This is a genomic window from Pseudomonas sp. MWU12-2020, from assembly GCF_023100605.1.
Lineage (GTDB): Bacteria > Pseudomonadota > Gammaproteobacteria > Pseudomonadales > Pseudomonadaceae > Aquipseudomonas > Aquipseudomonas fluorescens_H.
This window is the reverse complement of the sequence record NZ_JALMEX010000006.1, coordinates 208,179-229,015: the sequence shown is the minus strand read 5'-3', so window position 1 is coordinate 229,015 and position 20,837 is coordinate 208,179. Positions and strand designations below refer to the sequence as shown.

General features: G+C 60.1%; 16 protein-coding genes. 15 read left to right on the top strand and 1 reads right to left on the bottom strand.

All coding sequences use genetic code 11. The features are described 5' to 3' along the window. Positions 1-2 precede the first annotated feature (2 nt). Positions 3-383: a helix-turn-helix domain-containing protein gene (locus M0814_RS16250; RefSeq protein ID WP_103483455.1), complete on the top strand. Its 381-nt coding sequence runs from the start codon at positions 3-5 to the stop codon at positions 381-383. A 16-nt stretch (positions 384-399) separates the two neighbouring features. On the opposite strand, the gene M0814_RS16245 is transcribed toward M0814_RS16250, so the two are convergent. Further along, complete coding sequence (locus M0814_RS16245) at positions 400-1,695, bottom strand: divalent metal cation transporter (protein ID WP_103483454.1); 1,296 nt, start codon at positions 1,693-1,695, stop codon at positions 400-402. Between the two features lie 364 nt (positions 1,696-2,059). Between M0814_RS16245 and M0814_RS16240 the strand changes: the two genes are divergently transcribed. The 14 genes from M0814_RS16240 (at position 2,060) to M0814_RS16175 (ending at position 20,831) form a co-directional block, all read left to right on the top strand. Beyond that, entirely contained in the window at positions 2,060-2,593 is a 534-nt protein-coding gene (locus tag M0814_RS16240) for a fimbrial protein (RefSeq protein WP_103483453.1), read from the top strand. A gap of 82 nt (positions 2,594-2,675) precedes the next feature. Further along, on the top strand, positions 2,676-5,123 hold the full coding sequence (locus M0814_RS16235; RefSeq protein ID WP_247868498.1) for a fimbria/pilus outer membrane usher protein: 2,448 nt from the start codon (positions 2,676-2,678) through the stop codon (positions 5,121-5,123). A 30-nt stretch (positions 5,124-5,153) separates the two neighbouring features. Beyond that, positions 5,154-5,891, top strand: coding sequence for a molecular chaperone (locus M0814_RS16230; protein ID WP_226499326.1), 738 nt, complete (start codon positions 5,154-5,156; stop codon positions 5,889-5,891). Further along, positions 5,888-6,925, top strand: a complete 1,038-nt coding sequence (locus M0814_RS16225) for a fimbrial protein (protein ID WP_103483452.1) — start codon at positions 5,888-5,890, stop codon at positions 6,923-6,925. The genes M0814_RS16230 and M0814_RS16225 overlap by 4 nt, the downstream gene beginning before the upstream one ends. A gap of 139 nt (positions 6,926-7,064) precedes the next feature. Beyond that, complete coding sequence (locus tag M0814_RS16220) at positions 7,065-8,270, top strand: EAL domain-containing protein (protein ID WP_247868497.1); 1,206 nt, start codon at positions 7,065-7,067, stop codon at positions 8,268-8,270. Positions 8,271-8,409: 139 nt separating this feature from the next. Continuing rightward, positions 8,410-9,036, top strand: a complete 627-nt coding sequence (locus M0814_RS16215) for a response regulator transcription factor (protein ID WP_103483451.1) — start codon at positions 8,410-8,412, stop codon at positions 9,034-9,036. Next, positions 9,037-12,678 (top strand): transporter substrate-binding domain-containing protein, encoded by a 3,642-nt coding sequence (locus tag M0814_RS16210; protein ID WP_103483450.1) that lies wholly within the window; start codon positions 9,037-9,039, stop codon positions 12,676-12,678. Between the two features lie 281 nt (positions 12,679-12,959). Continuing rightward, on the top strand, positions 12,960-13,367 hold the full coding sequence (locus M0814_RS16205; RefSeq protein WP_103483449.1) for a DUF4398 domain-containing protein: 408 nt from the start codon (positions 12,960-12,962) through the stop codon (positions 13,365-13,367). Positions 13,368-13,377: 10 nt separating this feature from the next. Then, positions 13,378-14,151 carry an OmpA family protein gene (locus tag M0814_RS16200; RefSeq protein WP_103483448.1) on the top strand — a complete coding sequence of 258 codons (774 nt, stop codon included), beginning with the start codon at positions 13,378-13,380 and terminating at the stop codon, positions 14,149-14,151. Between the two features lie 242 nt (positions 14,152-14,393). Then, positions 14,394-14,942 carry a fimbrial protein gene (locus tag M0814_RS16195; protein ID WP_103483447.1) on the top strand — a complete coding sequence of 183 codons (549 nt, stop codon included), beginning with the start codon at positions 14,394-14,396 and terminating at the stop codon, positions 14,940-14,942. Between the two features lie 87 nt (positions 14,943-15,029). Further along, a complete protein-coding gene (locus M0814_RS16190; protein ID WP_103483446.1) occupies positions 15,030-15,770 on the top strand; it encodes a molecular chaperone in 741 nt (246 codons plus the stop codon). A 75-nt stretch (positions 15,771-15,845) separates the two neighbouring features. Next, positions 15,846-18,362 (top strand): fimbria/pilus outer membrane usher protein, encoded by a 2,517-nt coding sequence (locus M0814_RS16185; protein WP_103483445.1) that lies wholly within the window; start codon positions 15,846-15,848, stop codon positions 18,360-18,362. Further along, positions 18,359-19,441 (top strand): fimbrial protein, encoded by a 1,083-nt coding sequence (locus M0814_RS16180; protein WP_103483444.1) that lies wholly within the window; start codon positions 18,359-18,361, stop codon positions 19,439-19,441. The genes M0814_RS16185 and M0814_RS16180 overlap by 4 nt, the downstream gene beginning before the upstream one ends. A 100-nt stretch (positions 19,442-19,541) precedes the next feature. Further along, a complete protein-coding gene (locus tag M0814_RS16175) occupies positions 19,542-20,831 on the top strand; it encodes an FAD-binding oxidoreductase (RefSeq protein WP_103483443.1) in 1,290 nt (429 codons plus the stop codon). Positions 20,832-20,837 lie beyond the last annotated feature (6 nt).

Genomic DNA, 20,837 nt, shown 5'->3' with positions numbered 1-20,837 from the left:
TCATGAACACTCAACAACCGCTGCCAGACACCACGGATTTGCCGCTGAAACCGCTCGCGGGTTGCCCGATGGTCGATTTCGTCAATCTGATTTCCGGCAAGTGGGCCATTCCGATCCTGTACCGGCTGATCGTGCTGGATTGCCCTGTGCGCTTCAGTGATCTGCAGCGTGCGGTGGCGCCCATCACCCAGAAGGAACTGACGCGCCAGTTGCGCCTGTTTGAACAACGCGGGCTGGTGACGCGGACGGTCTATGCGCAGGTGCCGCCCCGGGTGGAATACCGGATCACGGCTCTGGGGAGCACTCTGCAAGGGACGCTGGACTCGCTGGCGCAATGGATGCGCATCAATGCCAATCAGCTTCGCCATCCCCAGTGCGAATAACGCGGATACCCAGGCGCTACGCTGCAAACAGGCCCCAGAACATGCCGATGACCACGACCGCCATCGCCGCTGTGCAACTCCAGCCCAGAACTTTAAGCCCGGGCGCAATGACAAAGGAGCCCATGATCTTCGGGTGCGATGCCATCAACATCATGATGAACATGATCGGCACTGCAATCACACCATTGACGACAGCGCTCCACAGCAACGCCTTGATCGGGTCAATCGGCGCAAAGCAGATCAACACACCCAATAAGGTCGACGCCGCGATGATGCTGTAAAACGCTTTGTCGGCCAGGGGTTTGGCCGACAGGCTGTTGCGCCAGTGAAATGTTCCGGCGACGGCATACGCCGCAGAACCTGCCAGGACGGGAACCGCCAGTAGTCCTGTGCCAATGATGCCGGCGCTGAACAACCAGAAGGCGAACTCGCCGGCAATCGGTCGCAAGGCACTCGCGGCCTGCTCGGACGTCTGGATGTCCGTGAGGCCATGCAGGTTCAGGGTGACAGCGGTGGTCAGCATGATGAAAAACGCGACGATATTCGAGATCCCCATGCCGATCAGGGTGTCGGTGTTGATGCGGGTGAAGTTGGCTTTTGCCTGGTTTGGCGCATCGATCAGTGACTGCGCCTGCGGATCGGCCTCCAGTTCTTCGACTTCCTGGGATGCCTGCCAGAAAAACAGATAAGGGCTGATGGTCGTGCCAAAAATGGCCACCACGATGGTGATGTACGCCGGTTTCCACGACAGCTGAGGCCAGGCGGTGTGCTCAACGACCTGGCCCCAGGGAATGTGCACAGCAAACACGATCCCCACATAGGCCAGCAGCACCAGGGTCAGCCACTTGAGTACGCGCACGTAACGCTTATAGGGAATGAACACCTGCAGCAGCAGGGACACGATGCCGAAGCCAACGGCATAGAAGTGCGGCGATCCACCGATCAACAGCTTCAGTGCCGCCCCCATCGCGGCGATGTCCGCTGCAATATTGATGGTATTGGCAAACATCAACAGCGCGACGATCCCGAACAACAACGGGCGAGGGTAATGCCTTCGAATATTGGTCGCCAGCCCATGCCCGCTGACGCGACCGATCCTGGCACTGATGATCTGAATGCCGACCATCAACGGAAACGTCAAAAACAGGGTCCAGAGGGTATTCAAGCCGAATTGTGCGCCGGCTTGCGAGTAGGTGGCGATCCCGCTGGGATCATCATCCGCCGCACCCGTGATAAGCCCGGGCCCGAGTTTTTTTACCCATGAACCGTGGCTGACAACCGCAGGCTTCTCGAAGGGCGTTTTATTGTTCATTTTTTTCTCAGGGAGAAGGACTGCCACACCTGTTTTGAATGACGTTTTTTTCAACAGGATTCAGAAACGCCTGAAGAGGCGTTGCCACGGGTTTGACTATAGACAGGACGTGCACCGGCCCGGGCAGGTTAAGCGGGAAATTTCCTACAGTTTGCAGTGACGAATCCTACATGTTCGCCAGTGGCTGTCAGCGATCATTTTCAGCGGAACGAAGTACTCGTCATTTCGTCGCCCTGAAAGATTCGCTGTCAGCATCGACCGTTACAAGTCAAACAATCGACGGTGTGTTTTCAATGTATTTCAGGTGCGAACTCAGAAGGGCGAGTAGTTGTTTCAAAAATAACTATCCCATCGAGATTCAGTCATGAAAAAGATTGTCGTTGTTACTGCCGCTACCGTTGTAATGGGTCTGGCTTCCCTGGCGAACGCCGCCACTCCGCCTACTGGCAACCCGGGCACTATTCGCTTCACCGGTGAGATCGTTTCCGGCGCGTGCGGTATCGATGCCAACTCCCTGGACCAGACCGTTCCACTGGGTCAGGTACCTGCCAACACCTTCAAGGCAATCGGCGATCGTTCGAGCCCTGAGAAGTTCGACATCGTTCTGACCGAGTGCGATACCTCGACTCAGAAAAACGCCCGTTTCACCTTCACCGGTGTGCAGGATCCAACCGTTCCAGAGCTGTTCGCTACTACCGGTCTGGCGCAGAACGTCGGCATCCGCCTGCAGGCCAGCGCCGGCGAAATGCTCGACAACGGTAAAGAGCAAGTGGCTCCGGTAGTTCTGCAGAACGGTAACAACACCGTTTCGTTTGCTGCCATGTACGAAGCCACTGCGGCCACCGTCACTACCGGTGAAGCCGACAGCGTTGCCAACTTCACCGTGGCTTACAACTGATACGCCCGTATCAGTGAGGTAAGAGAAAGGGGTGCAAACCCCTTTTTTTATTGCGCTTGAATCATTCGATAGGGTTTCTCCCTTGTATCGTCGCACTTTCATTCTGTCCTCTCTTTGGTTGGCAATCAGCCAGGCACAGGCTGTCGAGTTCAATTCGGACTTTCTGAATATTGATAACGACAAGAATGTCAGCCTCGGGCAGTTTGTGCATGCCGACTACACCGTGCCCGGCACATACTTGCTCGACATTGCTGTCAACCAACGGTACTTCGGCACGCGCTCGATTGAATTCAAACCCGGCGCTGACCCACAGCAGAGTTATGCCTGTCTGACGCTGGATCTGGTGCAGACCTTCGGCCTCAAGCCGCCACTGCTGGAAAGCTTGCCGCGTACGGCGAACGGGCAGTGCGTGGATCTGGCCAGCGTGCCCGGCGTGAGCATCAAATACCTGAAGAACCTGGCACGCCTGGCAATCAGCATTCCCCAGGCATCGTTCGAGTACGACGACCCCAACTACATTCCGCCGGCAGCCTGGAGCAATGGCTTGAATGGCGCGCTGCTCGATTACCGGGTGATCGCCAACTCGCGTCAGTCATCGGCGTCTGGCAATTCCACTCGTTCGAATTCGGTGCAGAGCTACGGCACGGCCGGTCTGAACTTCGATACCTGGCGCGTGCGTGCGGACTATCAGGCTCAAGTACGCAACGACAGCCAGGGTGATGACATCGGCGACAAGCCGTTTCAGCTGAACCGCTTGTACGCCTATCGCGCGCTGCCCTCGATCCGCTCGAAGCTGTCGGTGGGCGAGGACTACCTGAACTCGGACGTGTTCGATACCTTCGCCCTGCGTGGCGCGACCCTGAGCAGTGACGACCGTATGTTGCCGCCCAATCTGCGCGGCTATGCACCGTTGATCAGTGGTCTGGCACGCACCAATGCCACCGTCACGGTTTCCCAGCAGGGGCGCGTGCTGTATTCCACCACCGTGACCCCGGGCGCGTTCAGCATTCAGGACTTGAACAGCAGCGCCCAGGGCACGCTGGACGTCACTGTGCGCGAAGAGGACGGTACCGAGCAGAAATTTACCGTATCCACCGCAGCGGTGCCGTTCCTCGCCCGTGAAGGCGAGTTGCGCTACAAGCTGTCCGGCGGCCAGCCACGGCTGGACGGCGCGCGCGGGATCGAACCGGGTTTTGTCGCCTTGGAACTGGCGTACGGCTTGCCCCATGACTGGACCGCGTATGGCGGCGTCCTCGCTTCCTCGGGTTATCTGGCTCATGCCGTCGGGCTGGGCAAGGATCTGGGCGCGTTCGGCGCCTTGTCGGCCGACGTCACCACCTCCCGCGCCAAGTTGCGCTGGAACGGTGAGCAAGTCACCGGTAACTCGTACCGCATCAACTATTCCAAGCACTTCGATGGCATTGGCACCGATCTGCGCTTCCTCGGTTATCGCTTTTCCGACAAGACCTTCACCAACTTTTCGCAGTTTATCGGTGACCCCGACTCCTACTCGATGAACGCCGGCAAGCAGCGCTATTCGGTGATCCTCGCCAAGAGTTTCCCGTGGTTGTCCACCAGCCTGTCCTTCGACCATTCCACCTATTGGGATGCGCCGGATGCCGATCGGGTTGGCGTGTCGCTGGCGCGCAGTTTTTCCCTGGGCAACGTCAAGAACATCAACGTCAACCTGTCGGCGTACCAGACGCGCAATGCCTTGCAGAACGACTCGCAGATCTACCTCGGAGTGACCATTCCGCTGGGCGGCAATTCGACGATGTCGAGCAACATCCAGCACAGCGGTTCCGGTGGCTATGCCGGCAATGTCGGTTACAGCCACGACACTGGCGAGGGCGTGAACTATCAGGTTTACGGCGGCGTCGGCGACAACCGCTACGTCAATGCCTACGTCGGCAAACGCACCTCGACGTATCGCGCCAATGCCTCGGTCACCACCGATGGCAGTACCTACAGCTCGGCCACCGGTGAAATTGATAGCTCGCTGGTGGTGACCCGCTATGGCGTGGCGGCCCACGGCAACGGCTCGAACGGCGATACCCGATTGCTGGTGTCCACCGACGGCGTGCCGGACGTGGCGTTTGCCGGTCGTGCCCGAACCAACCAGGACGGTTACGCCGTCATGGATGGCCTGCCGTCGTTTCAGGCCTACGAGGCCCGGGTCAACATGGAAAAGCTGCCGCTCAACACTGAAGTCAGCAACCCTATTCAACGGCTGGCGCTGACCGAAGGCGCGATCGGCTACGTGAATTTCCCCGCGGGGCAGGGGCACAACGCGTTCGTCACGCTGCTGTTGGCAGATGGCAGTGCAGTGCCGTTCGGGGCCTCGATTCAGGACAGCAATACCAACAAGGAAGTGGGCATCGTCGGCGAGGACGGAGTGACGTACCTCTTGGGCGTGAAAACCGACGCTCGCCTTGTGGCGCGTTGGGACGACAGCAAAAGCTGCGCCCTGGCCGAACTGCCCGTCGAAGACATCGTGACCAATGTCTCGCATCCCTTGCGCTGCCTGTAGGGCGGCGCCCTGACTTTCTGGAGATTTCTTATGAATTGCCAACCCAACTTGCAGCGCTGTAAATCGCTGCTCCTGACGCTGTCCATGAGTCTGCCGCTACTGGCCAACGCCGCGGTGGTGCCGGATCGGACCCGGGTGATTTTCGAAGAAGGCGCGCCGTCGGTGAGTGTCACCGTCGGTAATCGCAGCCCGGAACTGCCCTTCGTCATTCAGTCATGGATCGAGGATGAAAGCGGCAAGAAAATCAGCTCGCCATTCATGGTGCTGCCGCCGCTGCAACGGATCGAGGCCAAGGAAAGCACCATTCTGCGCATCGTCAAACTGCCCGATACAGTGTTGCCCACGGATCGCGAATCGGTGTTCTACCTGAACATCCGCGAGATTCCGCCCAAGACTCAGGCGGTCAACGCGATGCAGATTGCGCTGCAATCGAAAATCAAACTGTTCTACCGTCCCAGCGGGGTGAAGAGAGAGCGGGGCGCCGATCTGGCGTTGGGGCTGAACATCAGGATCGACCCGGCCGCCAAGGCGTTGCTGGTGGATAATCCGACGCCGTTTCACATCACCATCGTCGGATTGCAGGCTGGCCCCGAGAAGACCGCGATGCCGATCGATACAGTGATGCTCAAACCGATGAGCAATACCCGTTTTGCGCTGAGTCAAACCGGGTTCAACACCTTGCGTGTGCTGAACATGAACGACTTCGGTGGTCAGACTGATTCGCTGTTCCAGTGCGCCGCCAACGTGTGCAAGGGCGTGCAGAAATGACGGGCTGGCTGCGCCGGCATCGACGCAAGGCGCTGCAAGTGTGCGTCGCGTCGTTGCTGTTGGGGTTTTCCCAGGCGTCGATGGCGCTGTTCTGCAAGTCGATGACCAATGGCGACTATCTGAGCGAATACATCGGTCCGGTCTCGGTGCCCGACAGTGTGCCAGACGGCACGATCATCTGGCGTTCAAGAACCCAGGTGGTGCCGGCGCAGTGCTGGAAGCCGCGCGATATACACTTTGCCGAAGATGATCCGATCTATTTCTACGGCAACCCGGCGCGCCTGGACGCCACGCCATGGGGCATCGAGTTCGGTCTGGTGTACCGAGGCGTCACGGCGTGGGACGGCGACTGGAGTTCCAACCCGGCGATGGGCGTCAACACCGGGTTCGTCTCTCCGGGATGTCCGACGGCGGGCACCGCCGATGAGGTTAAAGCCTGTTCGATGGTCTACCCCAACATCGCGTTTCAGGTGGTGATCCGCAAACGCGGACTGCTACCGTTGCAGCGTCCGACGCAGGATACCTACGACGTGTTCCAGTTCGACGGTCTATACGGTCTGAACGGCGGGCCGTCCAACCCGTTCGGCAACTTCCGTTATCAGCTCAGCGGTTTGCAGAACATCGTCGGCACTGCCTGCACGGTTGATGTCACCGTGACGCCGGAGCCGGGCATCGTCGACTTCGGCGTGGTGCAGAAAACCAGCACCGGTTTCTCGCCGCCCAACCCGACCAAACCGTTCAGCCTGGCGCTGGACAAGCATTGCAGCACGCCGGTCAATATCGGTGCGACGTTCGTGACGGCCAACCAGCAGGGCGCATACAACATTCTGCCCGCGGCGGACAGCCAGTTCGCGATCCAGATCCGCGATGCGAAAAACAACTTGCTGCCGATCAACGAACCGTTCGACCTGGCCAGTTTTGCCGCGGACGTGAGCCATATCGACGTGCCATTGAGCGCGTCCATGGTGTCGCTGGGTGACCCGCAGGTCGGGCCGTTCAATGCCATCGTGGTGGTGCAGGTCGTGTATCACTGATCGCGACGGCTCGGGCACAGAGGACGCCGGAACAAGTCTTGGGAAATTTCCTACATGACGCAGAGATAAATCCTTCCTCGAAAGGCCCGCCTAACCGCCATCATTGTGCCTTCAGGTTTGCAAAATAATGGAGGTGACGATGACCACCCCACGTGTTCTGGTGATGGAAAAACATGGGTTCGAGCGCAATATTCTGGGCAGGATGTTGCGCCAACTCGGCATACATGACGTGCTGCAAGCCGAAGATGCCGAGCAGGCGATGATCGCCATGCAACGCAGCGGCGGCGTCGATATCGTTCTGTGTGACCTCGGGGGCAAGGGGCTCGACTGCCTGGAGCTGTTGCGTTATGCCAGTCCGATCGGACTGGTCAAAGCCGTGGCCCTGTTCAGCGAACACCAGCCGGAATTGCGTCGTGCGGTGGGGCAGATGGCGAGTCTGTCGGGCCTGCAATTGCTCGGTGTTCTCGATGTGCCGTTGCAATTGGGTGTGTTGAGCCGGCTGCTCAAGCGTTACCGTTGTCCGCCGCCGCCTCTATTGCAGGCGTTGGCCGTCACCGAGTTGCCCAGCGAGGAAGAGGTGCGCCGGGGCCTGGCCATGGGCGAGTTCCGTGGCTGGTTCCAGCCCAAGCGTGTGATGAGGGACGGCCGACTTGCCGGTGCCGAGGCATTGGTGCGCTGGGAACATCCTGAAAAAGGACTGTTGTTACCCAAGGACTTTCTCGCTGCGGTGCTGGCCTACGACTTGATTGACGAGATGTTCAAGCAGTTGTTCGAGCAGGGGCTGAACATTCTCGGCATTTTGCGCCGACAGGGAATTGCCCTGGAAATGGCGTTCAACCTGCACGCTTCGCAATTGTCCAGCCCGAGTCTGATCGAGCACATTCAGCGCACCTTGCAGCGTCATGGCATTTGCGGGTCGGCCCTGATGTTCGAGCTGGCGGAGAACGGTCTGCTGGATCTGCATACCCAGGTTCAGGAGAACCTGCTGCACATGCGCATGCTGGGGTGTGGTCTGTCGATCGATGATTTCGGCTCGGGTTTCTCGTCACTGAAGCTGTTGTGCCAACTGCCATTCAACCAGATCAAGCTCGATGGCCAGTTCGTGCATAACTTGAGTGAACCGCGAAATCGCGCCATGGTGGCCAGCACACTGGCACTGGCCCGGTCGCTGGACATGACCCTGGTGATCGAAGGTGTCAGCAGCCGGCAAATTCGTGATGCACTGGTCGCCATGGGCTGCCAGATTGGCCAGGGTTTTTACCTGGCCAGGCCGATGTCCGGGCACGACCTGCTGCAATGGTTGCACCAGGCAGCATTCGAGGCGCAGAACGTGCCCTCAGATTAGGCGGACGCTTTCCAGAAATTTCCTACAATTCAGTCGGGTTCGTGTACTTTTGTTGAGCTATCGACTGGCCGACGGGTTCATCGTTGCACCATGGACGTCTTGTCACCGGAGTCATCCGGCGTGTCTTACAGGGGTTTACATGTATAAAGCTTTGATTGTGGATGACCATCCGTTCATTCGCTCTTCGGTCAAGATGCTGTTGCAGCATGAGCAGTTCGAAGTGGTCGCCGAGGCTGACAACGGTGCCGACGCCGTGCAACTGGCCCGCGAACACTTGCCGGATCTGATTATTCTCGACATCGCCATCCCAAGGCTCGATGGGCTTGAAGTGCTCAGCCGTATCGCCGCATTGCGCCTGCCCAGCAAGATTCTGGTGCTGACCTCGCAGTCAGCGCTGTTCTATTCGATGCGCTGCATGAAGGCCGGCGCCGCCGGTTTCATTTCCAAGACCAATGAGCTGGATGAGTTGGTCAAGGCGATCAAGACTGTGATGGACGGCTACACCTTCTTCCCCAATCTGGCCAACAGCTCGGTGCGCCGCAGCGATGTCGAAGCGACCGATCTGGAGTTGATCCAAAGTCTGTCGGACCGCGAGCTGGTGATTCTGCAGCAACTCTCCATGGGGCTGACCAACAAGGAAATAGGTGACGCGATGCTGATCAGCAACAAGACCGTGAGCACTTACAAAACCCGCCTGATCGAAAAGCTCAACGTCAAGTCGGTGGTGTACCTGGCTGACTTCGCCAAGCGTAACAACCTCATCTGAATGAACAGACTTCTGAAACGTTGCCTGGCAGGTGCGGTGCTGTTCTGTTCGCTGGCCGGCGGCCTGGCCTGGGCAGATCCGCCACAAACCCTGCACCTGCTCGGACGCTCCAGCGTGGACGATTACAGCGTAGGCCTGGATGAGGCCGACTGGAGCTGGCTGCGCAGCAAAGGCGTATTGGTGTTGGGGTCAGCCGCGCCGGATTATCTGCCCTTCAGCATCACCAGCAACGGTCGTGATTACGAAGGCGTCACGGCCGACTATGCGCATCTGCTCGGCGAGCTGTTGCACGTCAAGGTCAAAGTCCAGCGCTACAAATCCCGGGCCGAGGTGTTGGCGGCGCTCAAGTCAGGCGAGATCGATCTGCTGGGCAACTCCAACGAATTTGAAGCCGCCGACCCCGAACTGGTGCTGTCCGAGGCCTACGCCGAAGATCAGCCGACGCTGGTCACCCGGGTGGGCGATAGCCAGAACCTTGATCCGGAACTGGCCGACAAGCGTGTCGCCATGCTCTATCACTACTTGCCGCCAGAGACCGTCGAAGCCTTTTATCCAAAAGCGAAGCTGCAGCTGTATCCGTCAACGCTCAGCGCTCTTGGCGCGGTGGCATTCGGGCAGGCTGATGTGTACCTCGGCGATGCGATCAGTGCCAATTACCTGATCAACAAGAACTACCTGAACAACGTGCAACTGGCTGACTTTTCGCGGATGGAAGTGAGCAACTTCTCGTTCGCCCTGAGCCGCAACAATCCGCGTCTGCTGCGCATCATCAACGCCGCGCTGCTGGAGATTCCGGTCACCGAACGCATGACCATTCTGCGCCGCTGGAGCGCCGGCGGCGCAAGCATGCCGGGCCAGCATCAGTTGCATTTCAGCGTCAGCGAACAGCGCTGGCTGGACAAGCATCCACGGCTGCGCGTGGTCGTCGACGACAGTTTTCTGCCGTTGTCCTTTTACACCGATGAGGGCGAGTTTCGCGGGATCAGCGCTGACGTGCTGTCCAAGGTTTCGTTGCGCACCGGGTTGAAGTTCGATGTGCAGCGGGTGAACTCGGTCGGCGAAATGATCGAGTCTGTGGTCAGCAACAAGGCTGACCTGCTGATTACCTTGACGCCCAGCGCCGAGCGCGAAAATATCCTGCGTTTCACCCGACCGTATCTGGCCACGCCATTTGTGCTTGTCAGCCGCACGACGCCCGGCAGCCCGAGCACCCTGGATGACATGGCGGGCAAACGTCTGGCGGTGATCACCGGTAATGCCACGCGCGACATGCTTACCGAGCAATACCCGAACATCCACCTGGTCGATGCCGATAACGCTCAGGACGCGATGGCCATGGTGGTCAACGGCGAGGCCGACGCGGCCGTCAATTCGCTGATTACCGCGCGTTACATGATTTCCCGCCAGTACCGTGATCGCCTGCGCATTACCAGCACCGTGGGGGTGATCAATGCCCGCGTGTCCTTCGCTACCGCCCGCGGTTCACTGGAGCTGTATTCGATTCTGGACAAGGCCCTGTTGAGCATCGCCCCGGAAGAAATGGACGAATTGACCAACCGCTGGCGCAGTGAAGTGGTGGTGGGCGACAGCTATTGGCTGCGTAATCGCACGGCGATCATTCAGGGCTTTGTCGCGGCTGCCGCACTGTTGTTGATTGCGCTGGGCTGGATCGCCTACCTGCGGATGCTGATGCGCAAGCGCAAGCAGGCCGAGCAGGCGTTGAACGATCAGGTCGAGTTCATGCGGGTACTGATCGACGGCACGCCGCATCCGATTTATGTGCGCGATCGTGAAGGGCGCTTGTTGATCTGCAACACCGGTTATCTGCAGGTGTTCGGTGTCGAGCGCGAGCAGGTGATCGGCAAGACGGTACTTGAAGGCGTGCTGGGCAATCCGGATGAAGCGGCGACCTATCACCGCGATTACCAGCAGGTCATGCAGGATGGCTTGCCGCAGATTCAGGATCGTAGCCTGAGCATGGTCGACGGTCGGGTGCTGACCATTTACCACTGGATGCTGCCGTATCGCAGCAGCAATGGCGACGTCAGCGGAATGATTGCCGGCTGGATCGACGTCAGCGAGCGCCAGCGTCTGCTCGCCGAGTTGCGCGAAGCCAAGGAGGGGGCCGATGACGCCAACCGCGCCAAGACTACGTTCCTCGCGACCATGAGCCATGAAATCCGTACACCAATGAATGCGGTGATCGGCATGCTGGAACTGGCGCTGAAAAAAGCCGATCAAGGGGTGATGGATCGCTTTGCCATCGAAGTCGCCTCCGGCGCCGCTCGCGGCTTGCTCGATTTGATCGGCGATATCCTCGACATTGCCCGCATCGAATCCGGGCGCCTGTCGCTGGCGCCGGAGCGCGCCAACTTGCGCGAGTTGCTCGAATCGGTGGTGCGCATTTTCGAAGGGCTGGCGCGGCAGAAGCATCTGCAACTGCAACTGGATCTGGATGCGCGGGCCAATCGTGATGTGCTGGTCGATCCCTTGCGCTTCAAGCAGATCATTTCCAACCTGTTGAGCAACGCCATCAAGTTCACCGCCGAAGGGCAGGTGCGCCTGAGCGTGCGGGTCGAGCCTCAAGCCGATGATCAGCACCTGAGTGTGGTCATCCGGGTCGAAGATACTGGGCACGGGATCAGTGAAGAGGATCAGAAACGCCTGTTCAGTCCGTTCACCCAGGCCGCCAACCACAACCAGTCCGTACGCAGCGGTTCCGGCCTGGGCCTGATGATCAGCCGCACGCTGTGCGAAATGATGGGCGGCCAGTTGACGCTGACCAGTGTGTTGCACAAGGGCACGCAGATCGAAGTCACGCTGGATCTGACCACCCTCGAACCGCTGGCGGAACTGCCGCCGGCAGAAACCGAGAACCGTGGATCCGGGCAAAGCCTGAATATTCTGGTGATCGACGATTACCCGGCCAACCGTCTGTTGCTGTCACAGCAATTGAGTTATCTGGGGCATCGGGTGGTTGACGCCGAAGACGGTGCTCACGGTCTTCGGGCGTGGCGCAACGGCAACTTCGATGTGGTCATCACTGACTGCAACATGCCGATCATGAATGGCTACGACCTGGCCCGGGCCATCCGTGACGATGAAGCCGCGCGCGGGTTAAAGCCAAAATTGATTCTCGGTTTCACGGCTAATGCACAGCCGGAGGAAAAGGATCGCTGCCGCGAGGCGGGGATGGATGATTGCCTGTTCAAACCCATCAGCCTGAAGAACCTCACTGCGCGGCTGAGCCAGGTGATGGGCGCCGAAACGCCGGTGGAGGTCAGTGCCGAGCCGGTTCCCGAATCCACCGAGGTGATGGATCTTGCCAGCCTGGAGCAACTGACCCGTGGCGATGTAGCGTCGATCAAGAGTCTGTTGGGCGACCTGGCCAGCAGCAACAGCGAAGACATGGCGCGACTGATGCAGTTGTTCAGCAAACATGATTTGCCGGGGCTGGCCGACCTGGCCCATCGGGTCAAGGGCGGGGCACGCATTATCAAGGCCCACGCGCTGATCCACAGTTGCGAGGCGCTGGAAACCGCCTGCAACGGCGCGGACTCTGTGCAGGTGACCGAGGCCGTGGATGCATTACATCAACACATGGATCGCCTGGCCGAGCACCTCGAAGACTATCTCGCCTGATCCATCGTAACGCCAAGGGCGGCGGGCCATTGCCTGTCGCCCGCGCTCTGTACTTCCCAGCACTTTCCCCTCAAAACACCGGCCTTATGCCTGAGGCCGTTTGCTGGCAGTCCTGCGTGCAAATTTTTTGTTTTTCAAAGCGTTGCTTGGGAAACGTCCTACAGAGCGGCTTGCAGCCTTCGGATAGTTTGTCGGCACTGACTGTGCACAGGCAGTTCCACAAGCATCAATCCGCAGGGGAGAGGTTGCCCCGGGATTACTTTTTCAGGCTGGAGCAGTAGATGACGAATACACAACGGGTAGGTACGTGGGCAGCGTTGCTGGCACTGGTCGCTGCGCTGAGTGCCTGCGCCAGCGCGCCGGCACCGGACGATCAGATTGTCCTGGCGAAAAACGCTGTCAATCGTGCCGTTTCGGCAGACGCCACGCAGTACGCGCCGCTGCAAATGAAAGCCGCTCAGGACAAGCTGTTCCTGATGGAACGGGCCATGGGCGAACGTAACTTCGTACAGGCGCGGACTCTGGCCGAACAGATTGAGGTCGACGCCAACCTGGCTGAACGCCAGGCACGTGCAGTGAAGTGGCAGCAACAATTGCAGCAGTCCCGCGCCGGCATCCAGGTGCTCAAACAGGAAATGCTGCAGGCCCCGGATACGGGTTTCACCCCATCGGCCAATGCCGGCGAATAAGGAAAAAAACATGCGACATTCAGTACGTATTCCTGCCGTTTCGCTTTTCGCAGTCTTGATGGCCGGTTGCGCCGCACCACCGCTCAACAGTCATCTGCAACAGGCGCACGCGCAGTTCAGCGCGCTGCAAGCGAAGCCGCAATCGAACACGTTGGCCGCACTGGAAACCAAAGACGCGTTCATCGCCCTGAACAAGGCGGACGCCGCGTCGAACAACGATCGTCGTGATCCGGCCATTGATCAGTTGGCGTATCTGGCCAGTCAGAAAATCGAGTTGGCCGAGCAGACCATCCTCGGTCGCGAAGCCGAAGCGAGCCTGAAGAACATCGCCGCCGAGCGCACTCAGGTGCAGCTGGACGTGCGCACCCAACAACTCAAGGCGTTGCAGGCGCTGAAGGCGAAGCCCACCGAACGTGGCCAGGTCATCACTTTCGGCGATGTGCTGTTCGATACCGGCAAGGCTGATCTGAAGTACGGCAGCCAGCGCAACTTCCAGCAGTTGGCGGATTTTCTCGCGGCCAACCCGGAGCGCAAGGTGCGCGTCGAAGGCTTCACTGACACGGTCGGCAGCGATGAGCTGAACCTGCGTCTGTCCGAGCGCCGTGCTAACTCGGTGGCTTCGGCCTTGGCGCAATTGGGCGTCGACAGCCACCGCATCATCACCGCCGGTTACGGCAAGCAGTATCCGATTGCCGATAACAACAGCAGCCATGGCCGCCAGTTGAACCGTCGGGTTGAAGTGATCGTGTCGAATAGCGCCGCAGTGGTCGGCACTCGCAATTAAGGCTGGATTCAGCCGCTGAAACGCCCGCTTTCCGCCTGTCGGTCAGCGGGTTTTTTGTGCGTGAAGCCAGCGCTCACGCAAGGAAATTTCCTACAACGCGACGGGCGTGTTCCTACAGGGTTTGTCCTGTCGCATCTCGATAATGAACCTCGTTGAAAGGCAAACCGCAACCCGGTGAGCCATTCACCAGTGGATGAAGCCCGAGCGGGTTTCCCAAGCCTCCTCATTATCTGGATAACGTTATGAACAAGTTTGCGCTCAAAAGTCTGGTTGCTGCTGTCGTTCTCGCCGCGGGTTCTCAAGCTGCCATGGCGGCTGACGGCGAAATCAATTTCGTCGGCACCGTGACCGACAACACCTGCCCGGTGGTCGTGACTGACCTCAACGGCTCGGCCGGTGCCGGCGATGTTGGCCTGGGCAACGTACCGAAAACCGCACTGGCCAATGTCGGCGACGTCGCTGGCGGCGGTGCCTTCACCCTGACCATTGACACCAACGCCCCAGGCTGCAGCGTCACCGGTAAAAGCGCCACGGTGAAGTTCCTGTCCCTGAGCGGCAACGCCGGTTCCAGCGGTCAGTGGATCGGCATCACCCCGGACGCCGGCGCCGCGACCAACGTCGCCGTACAGATCAAGGACGCCACTGGCAAAGACGTGCAGTTGGGCCTTGAGTCGGCTCCGTACCTGGACCTGACCCAGCCGCTGCGTTTCACCGCCAACTACATCGCCACCGGTGCTGCGACTTCCGGTCCGGCCAACGCCAAAGCGGCGTTCACCGTCGACTACGAGTAAGCCCTGTTGATGCGCCGCTGCTGTCCTGGATGGCAGCGGCCATCCCCTCGCTCGTGCCAGTGGCCGGGCGGCCAGAGGATGATCGAAATGAAAAAACTGACTTCCCCCTTCAAAACCGCATCGGCCATCGCGCTGCTGCTGGGCAGCACATTGCTGAGCAGCGTCAGTCAGGCCGGTGTGATGCTCGGCGGCACGCGGATCGTGTTCGACGGCAGCAAGCGTGATGCGTCCATCACTGTCAGCAACACCACCTCGCAACCGTACATGGTGCAGACCTGGGTCAACACCGAGGCGGATGACATGACCACGGCGACGCCGTTTGTCTCGACGCCACCGTTGTTTCGCCTTGATCCGCGCAAAGAACAGATGGTGCGGATCCAGAAAGTCGCGGGCAATCTGCCGACGGATCGCGAATCGGTCTTTTACTTCAACGCCCAGGAAATTCCGGTGGCCAGTGAGGGCAATGCCAACACGTTGAAGATCGCCATGCGCACCCGGGTCAAGCTGTTCTATCGCCCGACGGGCCTCAAGGGCACCGCGCTGGATGCCGCGTCGCAGTTGCAATGGAGCCTGACGCAGGAGCAGGGCCAGGCCGTACTGGTGGTCAACAACCCTTCGCCGTACCACGTGTCGTTCATTGGTGTGACAGCCAAGTCGGGTGCACAGAGCGTTGAAGTCGCCGAACCGAAAATGGTCGCACCGATGAGCAGCCAGCGTTATCCGCTGCCGGGCTTCAAGGGCACCAGCGGCGAAGTGGTGTACTCCGCGATCAACGACTACGGCGGCTACACCGATCCCAAGAGCGTTGCGCTGAGCGGCGCCCGCTGACGCTTCATCCCTTTTCCCTGCGATTGAATCGGCGTGCCACACCTGTGGCGCGGCGGCAGAGTAGTGAGTATTGCCATGCGAATCGAAGCCTCCTCCAGCTCCCGTTTTTCCGTGCCGTTTGCGCCGCTGCCGTTGTGGGTGGCCGTCGTGGCCGCGTGCCTGAGCAACGTCGCCCACGCCGGTGAACCGGCGAAGTTCGATGCAGGTTTCATGCAGTCGTTTGGCGGTGCCAGTGCCGGTCCGAACCTGGACCTGGACGCCATCGGCAACAGCGGCAGCATCGGCCCGGGCACCTACCCGGTGGTGATTCGCCTGAACCAGAGCTTCTTTGATCGTCGCGACATGACGTTCGCCAAAGACGAGGCCAGCGGCGAAGTGCGCGCGTGCCTGTCGCCTGCATTTCTGCAGGAGCTGGGGGTGAAGATCGAAGCCTTCCAGGTGCCCGGCGAAATCCTGCCTGACTGCATGGATCTGGCGGCGCTGATCGACGGTGCGTCGGTGAGCTTCGATGCCGGTCACCTGGCGCTGGACATCAGCGTGCCGCAGATCGCCTTGCGCCGCGATGCGGCCGGCTATGTCGCACCTTCGGAGTGGGATCGCGGGATCAATGCAGCGATGCTCAATTACCAGTTTTCGGCCGCACAGACCCACAGCGATGCGCGCGGTAGCGGCAACCAGTACAACCTCTATGCCAACGGTGGCTTCAACCTCGGCGACTGGCGCTTTCGCTCCAGCTCTTCGTTCCGTCAGGACAAGGAGGGTGGCAGTGACTGGCAGCGCAGCAACACCTATGCGCAGCGCGATATCACCTCGCTCAAGGGCACCTTGACCCTCGGCGAAAGCTTTACCCCGGGCGATGTGTTCGACAGCGTTCCGTTTCGTGGCGTGCAACTGGCCTCGGACATGGGCATGTTGCCGGACTCGATGCAGGGCTATGCGCCGATCATTCGCGGCATTGCCGAAACCCAGGCCAAGGTCGAAGTGCGCCAGAATGGCTATTCGCTCTACACCACCTACGTGGCGCCGGGTGCCTTCGAGATCGACGACCTCAACGCCGCCTCGGGCAGCGGTGATCTGGAAGTGATCATCACCGAAGCCGACGGCCGCGAGCGGCGCTTTACCCAGCCGTACGCGACGCTGGCCAACATGTTGCGCGAGAAAACCTGGCGCTACAGCGTCACGGCCGGTGAGTACAACGCGGCCAACGGCGGCGAGCGCCCGATGTTCGGCCAGGCCACGGCGGCGTACGGTTTGCCGTTCGACCTGACGTTGTACGGTGGTTTGCTGGGTGCCGACTTTTATCGCGCCGGCACCGCCGGTATCGGCAAGAGCCTGGGCAGCCTCGGTGCGGTCTCGGTGGACGTGACGCAGGCGCAGACCGATGTGCCGACGTCGGTCTCGGCCAAGGGTGAAAGCAAGAAAGGCCAAAGCGTCGGCTTGCGCTATGGCAAGGCATTCGAAACCGGCACGTCGGTGCGTTTCGCCGGTTATCGCTACTCCACCGAAGGTTATCGGGATTTCGCCGAGGCCGTGGATCTGCAGCAACCCAACGAATACAGCCAGTTCTCCAAGCGCAGCAAGGTCGAGGCCAGCATCAACCAGGCGCTGGACAACTATGGCTCGTTCTACCTGAACATGAGCAAGCAGAACTACTGGGGCACCTCGCGCGAAGACAAGCAGATGCAACTGGGCTTCAACACCCAGTACAAGGGCGTGACCTATGGCGTGTATGCCAGCAAGACCCTGACCGACTCGTTCGGTGACAACAACCAGTTGGTGTTCACCGTCTCGATGCAGCTGGGCCAGTCGCGCAACACCGGTACGTTCAGCGTGACCCGCAACAACGATGGCAGCCTCGATCAGCGTGCCGGTCTGAGCGGACGCGACGGCAACCTCAACTACAGCGTCAACGCCAACCGCGTCGAGAACACCGGCAACAACGGCTCGGCGATGGTCGGCTATCGCGCACCGTTTGCCCAGTTGGGCGCGGGGGTCAGCGTCGGTCAGGGTTACAAGCAGACGTCGGTCAGTGCCGCCGGTTCGGTGCTGGCGCACAGCGATGGCCTCGAGTTTGGCCAGACCCTCGGTGAAACCGTGGCGCTCGTCGAGGTCAAGGACACGCCTAAGGTCGGCGTGCTCAACGCGCCGGGCACCCTGACCAACGACAAGGGCTACGCGCTGGTGCCGTACGTCACGCCGTACCGCAAAAACCGCGTGGCAGTCGACACCAGCGAGCTGGACACCAGCGTCGACATCGCCGAAGGCGTGACCAACGTGGTGCCGCGTCGCGGCGCGGTGGTCAAGGCGACGTTCGCTGCGAGCCGTTCGGAAAAAATCCTGCTCAACGTGCGTTTGCAGGACGGCAAGTTGCTGCCGTTCGGCACCACGGTACATGACGAGCAGGGCGCCAGCGTCGGTGTGGTCGGTCAGGCCGGTCAGGTGCTGCTGTCCGCCGGCAGCGGCAAGACCTACACCATGAAGTGGGGCGAGAAAGCCGCACAAACCTGTGAAATTCAACTGGATATCGGCAACACCCCGGCTACTGATGGTTACCGGGTGATGGATGCCGTGTGTCGAGGAATTCGTCCATGAAAAACCTGAAGCAAACATCGGCCCGTCGTGACATCCGCCGGCAAGTGGTTCTGAGTGTGCTGGCGCTGGCGACTGCGGCACTTTCGCAGATCGCCTCGGCGGATTGCTCGGCAATGGCGCCGACTCAGAGCGTGCACTCGGTGGGTGAGCTGTTCATTCCTCAGGATGCCCCAGTAGGCTCGACCATCGGCCTGGTGAAGTACACCCGCTATCCGTTGATCACTTGCACCACCACATCACCTTTTACTGTGCAGTTCACCATGCTCGGCGCCAAGAGTCCGACGATCCGTGCAGCCATTGGCGCGACGCAAGGTGGAGCACTTTATACAACCAATGTACCGGGTGTCGGCGTGGCGGTGATCAACGAATCGCGTCCGTCCTACATTTGTCGCACGTCTGCCGACTGGTTCTTTCCGCTGACTTTCACCGGCTGCAATAGCGGCGGTTATACGCAGCAACTGAACAACAGCCTGATGCTGATCAAGACCGGACCGATTCCGGCGGGGACCAACGATTTCGGCGATCTGCAGGTCTACACCGCGGACACCAACAACAACGGCGTGATTCGTAACTGGATCACCGGCCGCCTGACCGGCAGCGTGACCGTGGCCGGGTGCAGCATGCCCGAAGGCGTGGGCAGCATCATCGACGTGCCGATGAAAAACTGGGAGCGCCGCGTATTCAACGGGCCCGGCAGTGTGACCGAGACCCAGGGCTTCAACATCACGCTGAACAACTGCATCGCTGGCACCTACACCGGTAACCCGAGCTGGAACTATTTCAGCGGCAACAACGCCAACATCCGCCTCGACGGCGCCAAAGGTTCGATGATTGTCAACGGCACCCAAGGCGTACTCGGGCTCAACTCCGAAGCCACCGCCAGCGGCGTTGCCGTGCAGGTGTTGAAGAAGGACGGCACGCCGATGCCGCTGGGCGTCGATGTGCCGGTGATGCCGGTGCAGGATGGCAACACCGTGCTGGAGTTTGGCGCACGCTACATCCAGACCGCTGGCAATTCCACTGGCCCACAGCCTGGCAGTGCGACGGCCACGGCAAACTTCACCATTACCTACAAATGAAGGCGTAGAACCTGCGCAGATTCATGTCAGGGTTGTTGGCGTGAAATTATTCGTATAGATTTTCATGAAATTATAAAAACATAATTTCATGAGGCGCCGAATGTTTCAGCAGTCCCAGCAGCATGTCGCCAGCTATTACGCCCACAGTTGCGCCGATATTCTCAGCACACGGCCCGTTCTGGAAGGTGAGCACGACACCGAAGTGGTGATCATCGGTGCCGGTTTCAGTGGGCTGCACACCGCGTTGCGCCTGGCCTTGGCCGGCAAGCGTGTCACCGTGCTGGAAGCCAGTCGTGTGGCGTGGGCCGCGTCGGGGCGTAATGGCGGGCAGGCGATTCTGGGCTGGTCGTGCGACATGCCGCCGCTGGAAGCCGCGCTCGGTCATGAGCGCGCCCGGCGTCTGTGGGACGGCATGCGTTGGGCCGCGCAGGAACTGCGTGAACTGCCCGGGCGGCATGGCTTCGATTGCGACTATCGCCCCGGCCATTTGTGGACGTCGGTGATGCCGCGTCGCGTCAGCCTGCTGACTGAATGGCAACACGAGGCCAGTCACAAATGGGGCCACGACGACCTGCAGTTCATTCCCCGCGAAGACCTGCCGCAATGGGTCGCCAGTGAACGCTATCAGGCCGGCCTCTACGACGCCGAAGGTGCGCACCTCAATCCGCTGAAACTCGCCCTCGGGCTGGCTGCCGCCATCGAGCGTGCCGGCGGGCGTATTCATGAGCAAAGCAAAGCATTGAGTTATCAGCAGGAGGGCAACGGTTTCCGGGTCAATACCGAGCGCGGTTCGGTGAAGGCCGACGTGCTGGTGCTGGCCTGCAACGCCTATCTCGATCAACTCGACCCGCAACTCTCCAGCTGCATCCTGCCGGTCGGCACCTACCAAGTCGCCACCGCACCGCTGACGCCGGAGCAAGCCACTGCGCTGCTGCCGAGCAACGTCTGTGTGACCGACAACCAGTTCGTCCTCGATTACTTCCGCCGCACACCCGACAACCGCTTGTTGTTCGGTGGCGGCTGCACTTATCTGGGCGGTATGCCCAAGGACATTGCGGCGGCGACTCGGCCGTTTCTTGAACGGGTGTTTCCGCAGCTTAAAGGCGTCGAACTGCCATTCGCCTGGGGCGGGCACATCGACCTGACAATCAAACGCACGCCTGACGTTGGCCGCGAAGGCGATCGCTATTGGCTGCAGGGCTACTCGGGCCACGGCGTGCTACCGACGCTGGCCGCCGCCCGCGCCGTGTCCGAGGCGATTCTCGGCAAGCAGGATGAATTGGCGTTGTATCAAGGCCTGAGCAATGGCCGTTTCCCCGGCGGCAAATACTTCGCCGCACCGCTGGAAGCGGTCGGCAAGGCCTGGTATCGGCTGCGCGACAGCATTTGATGAGAT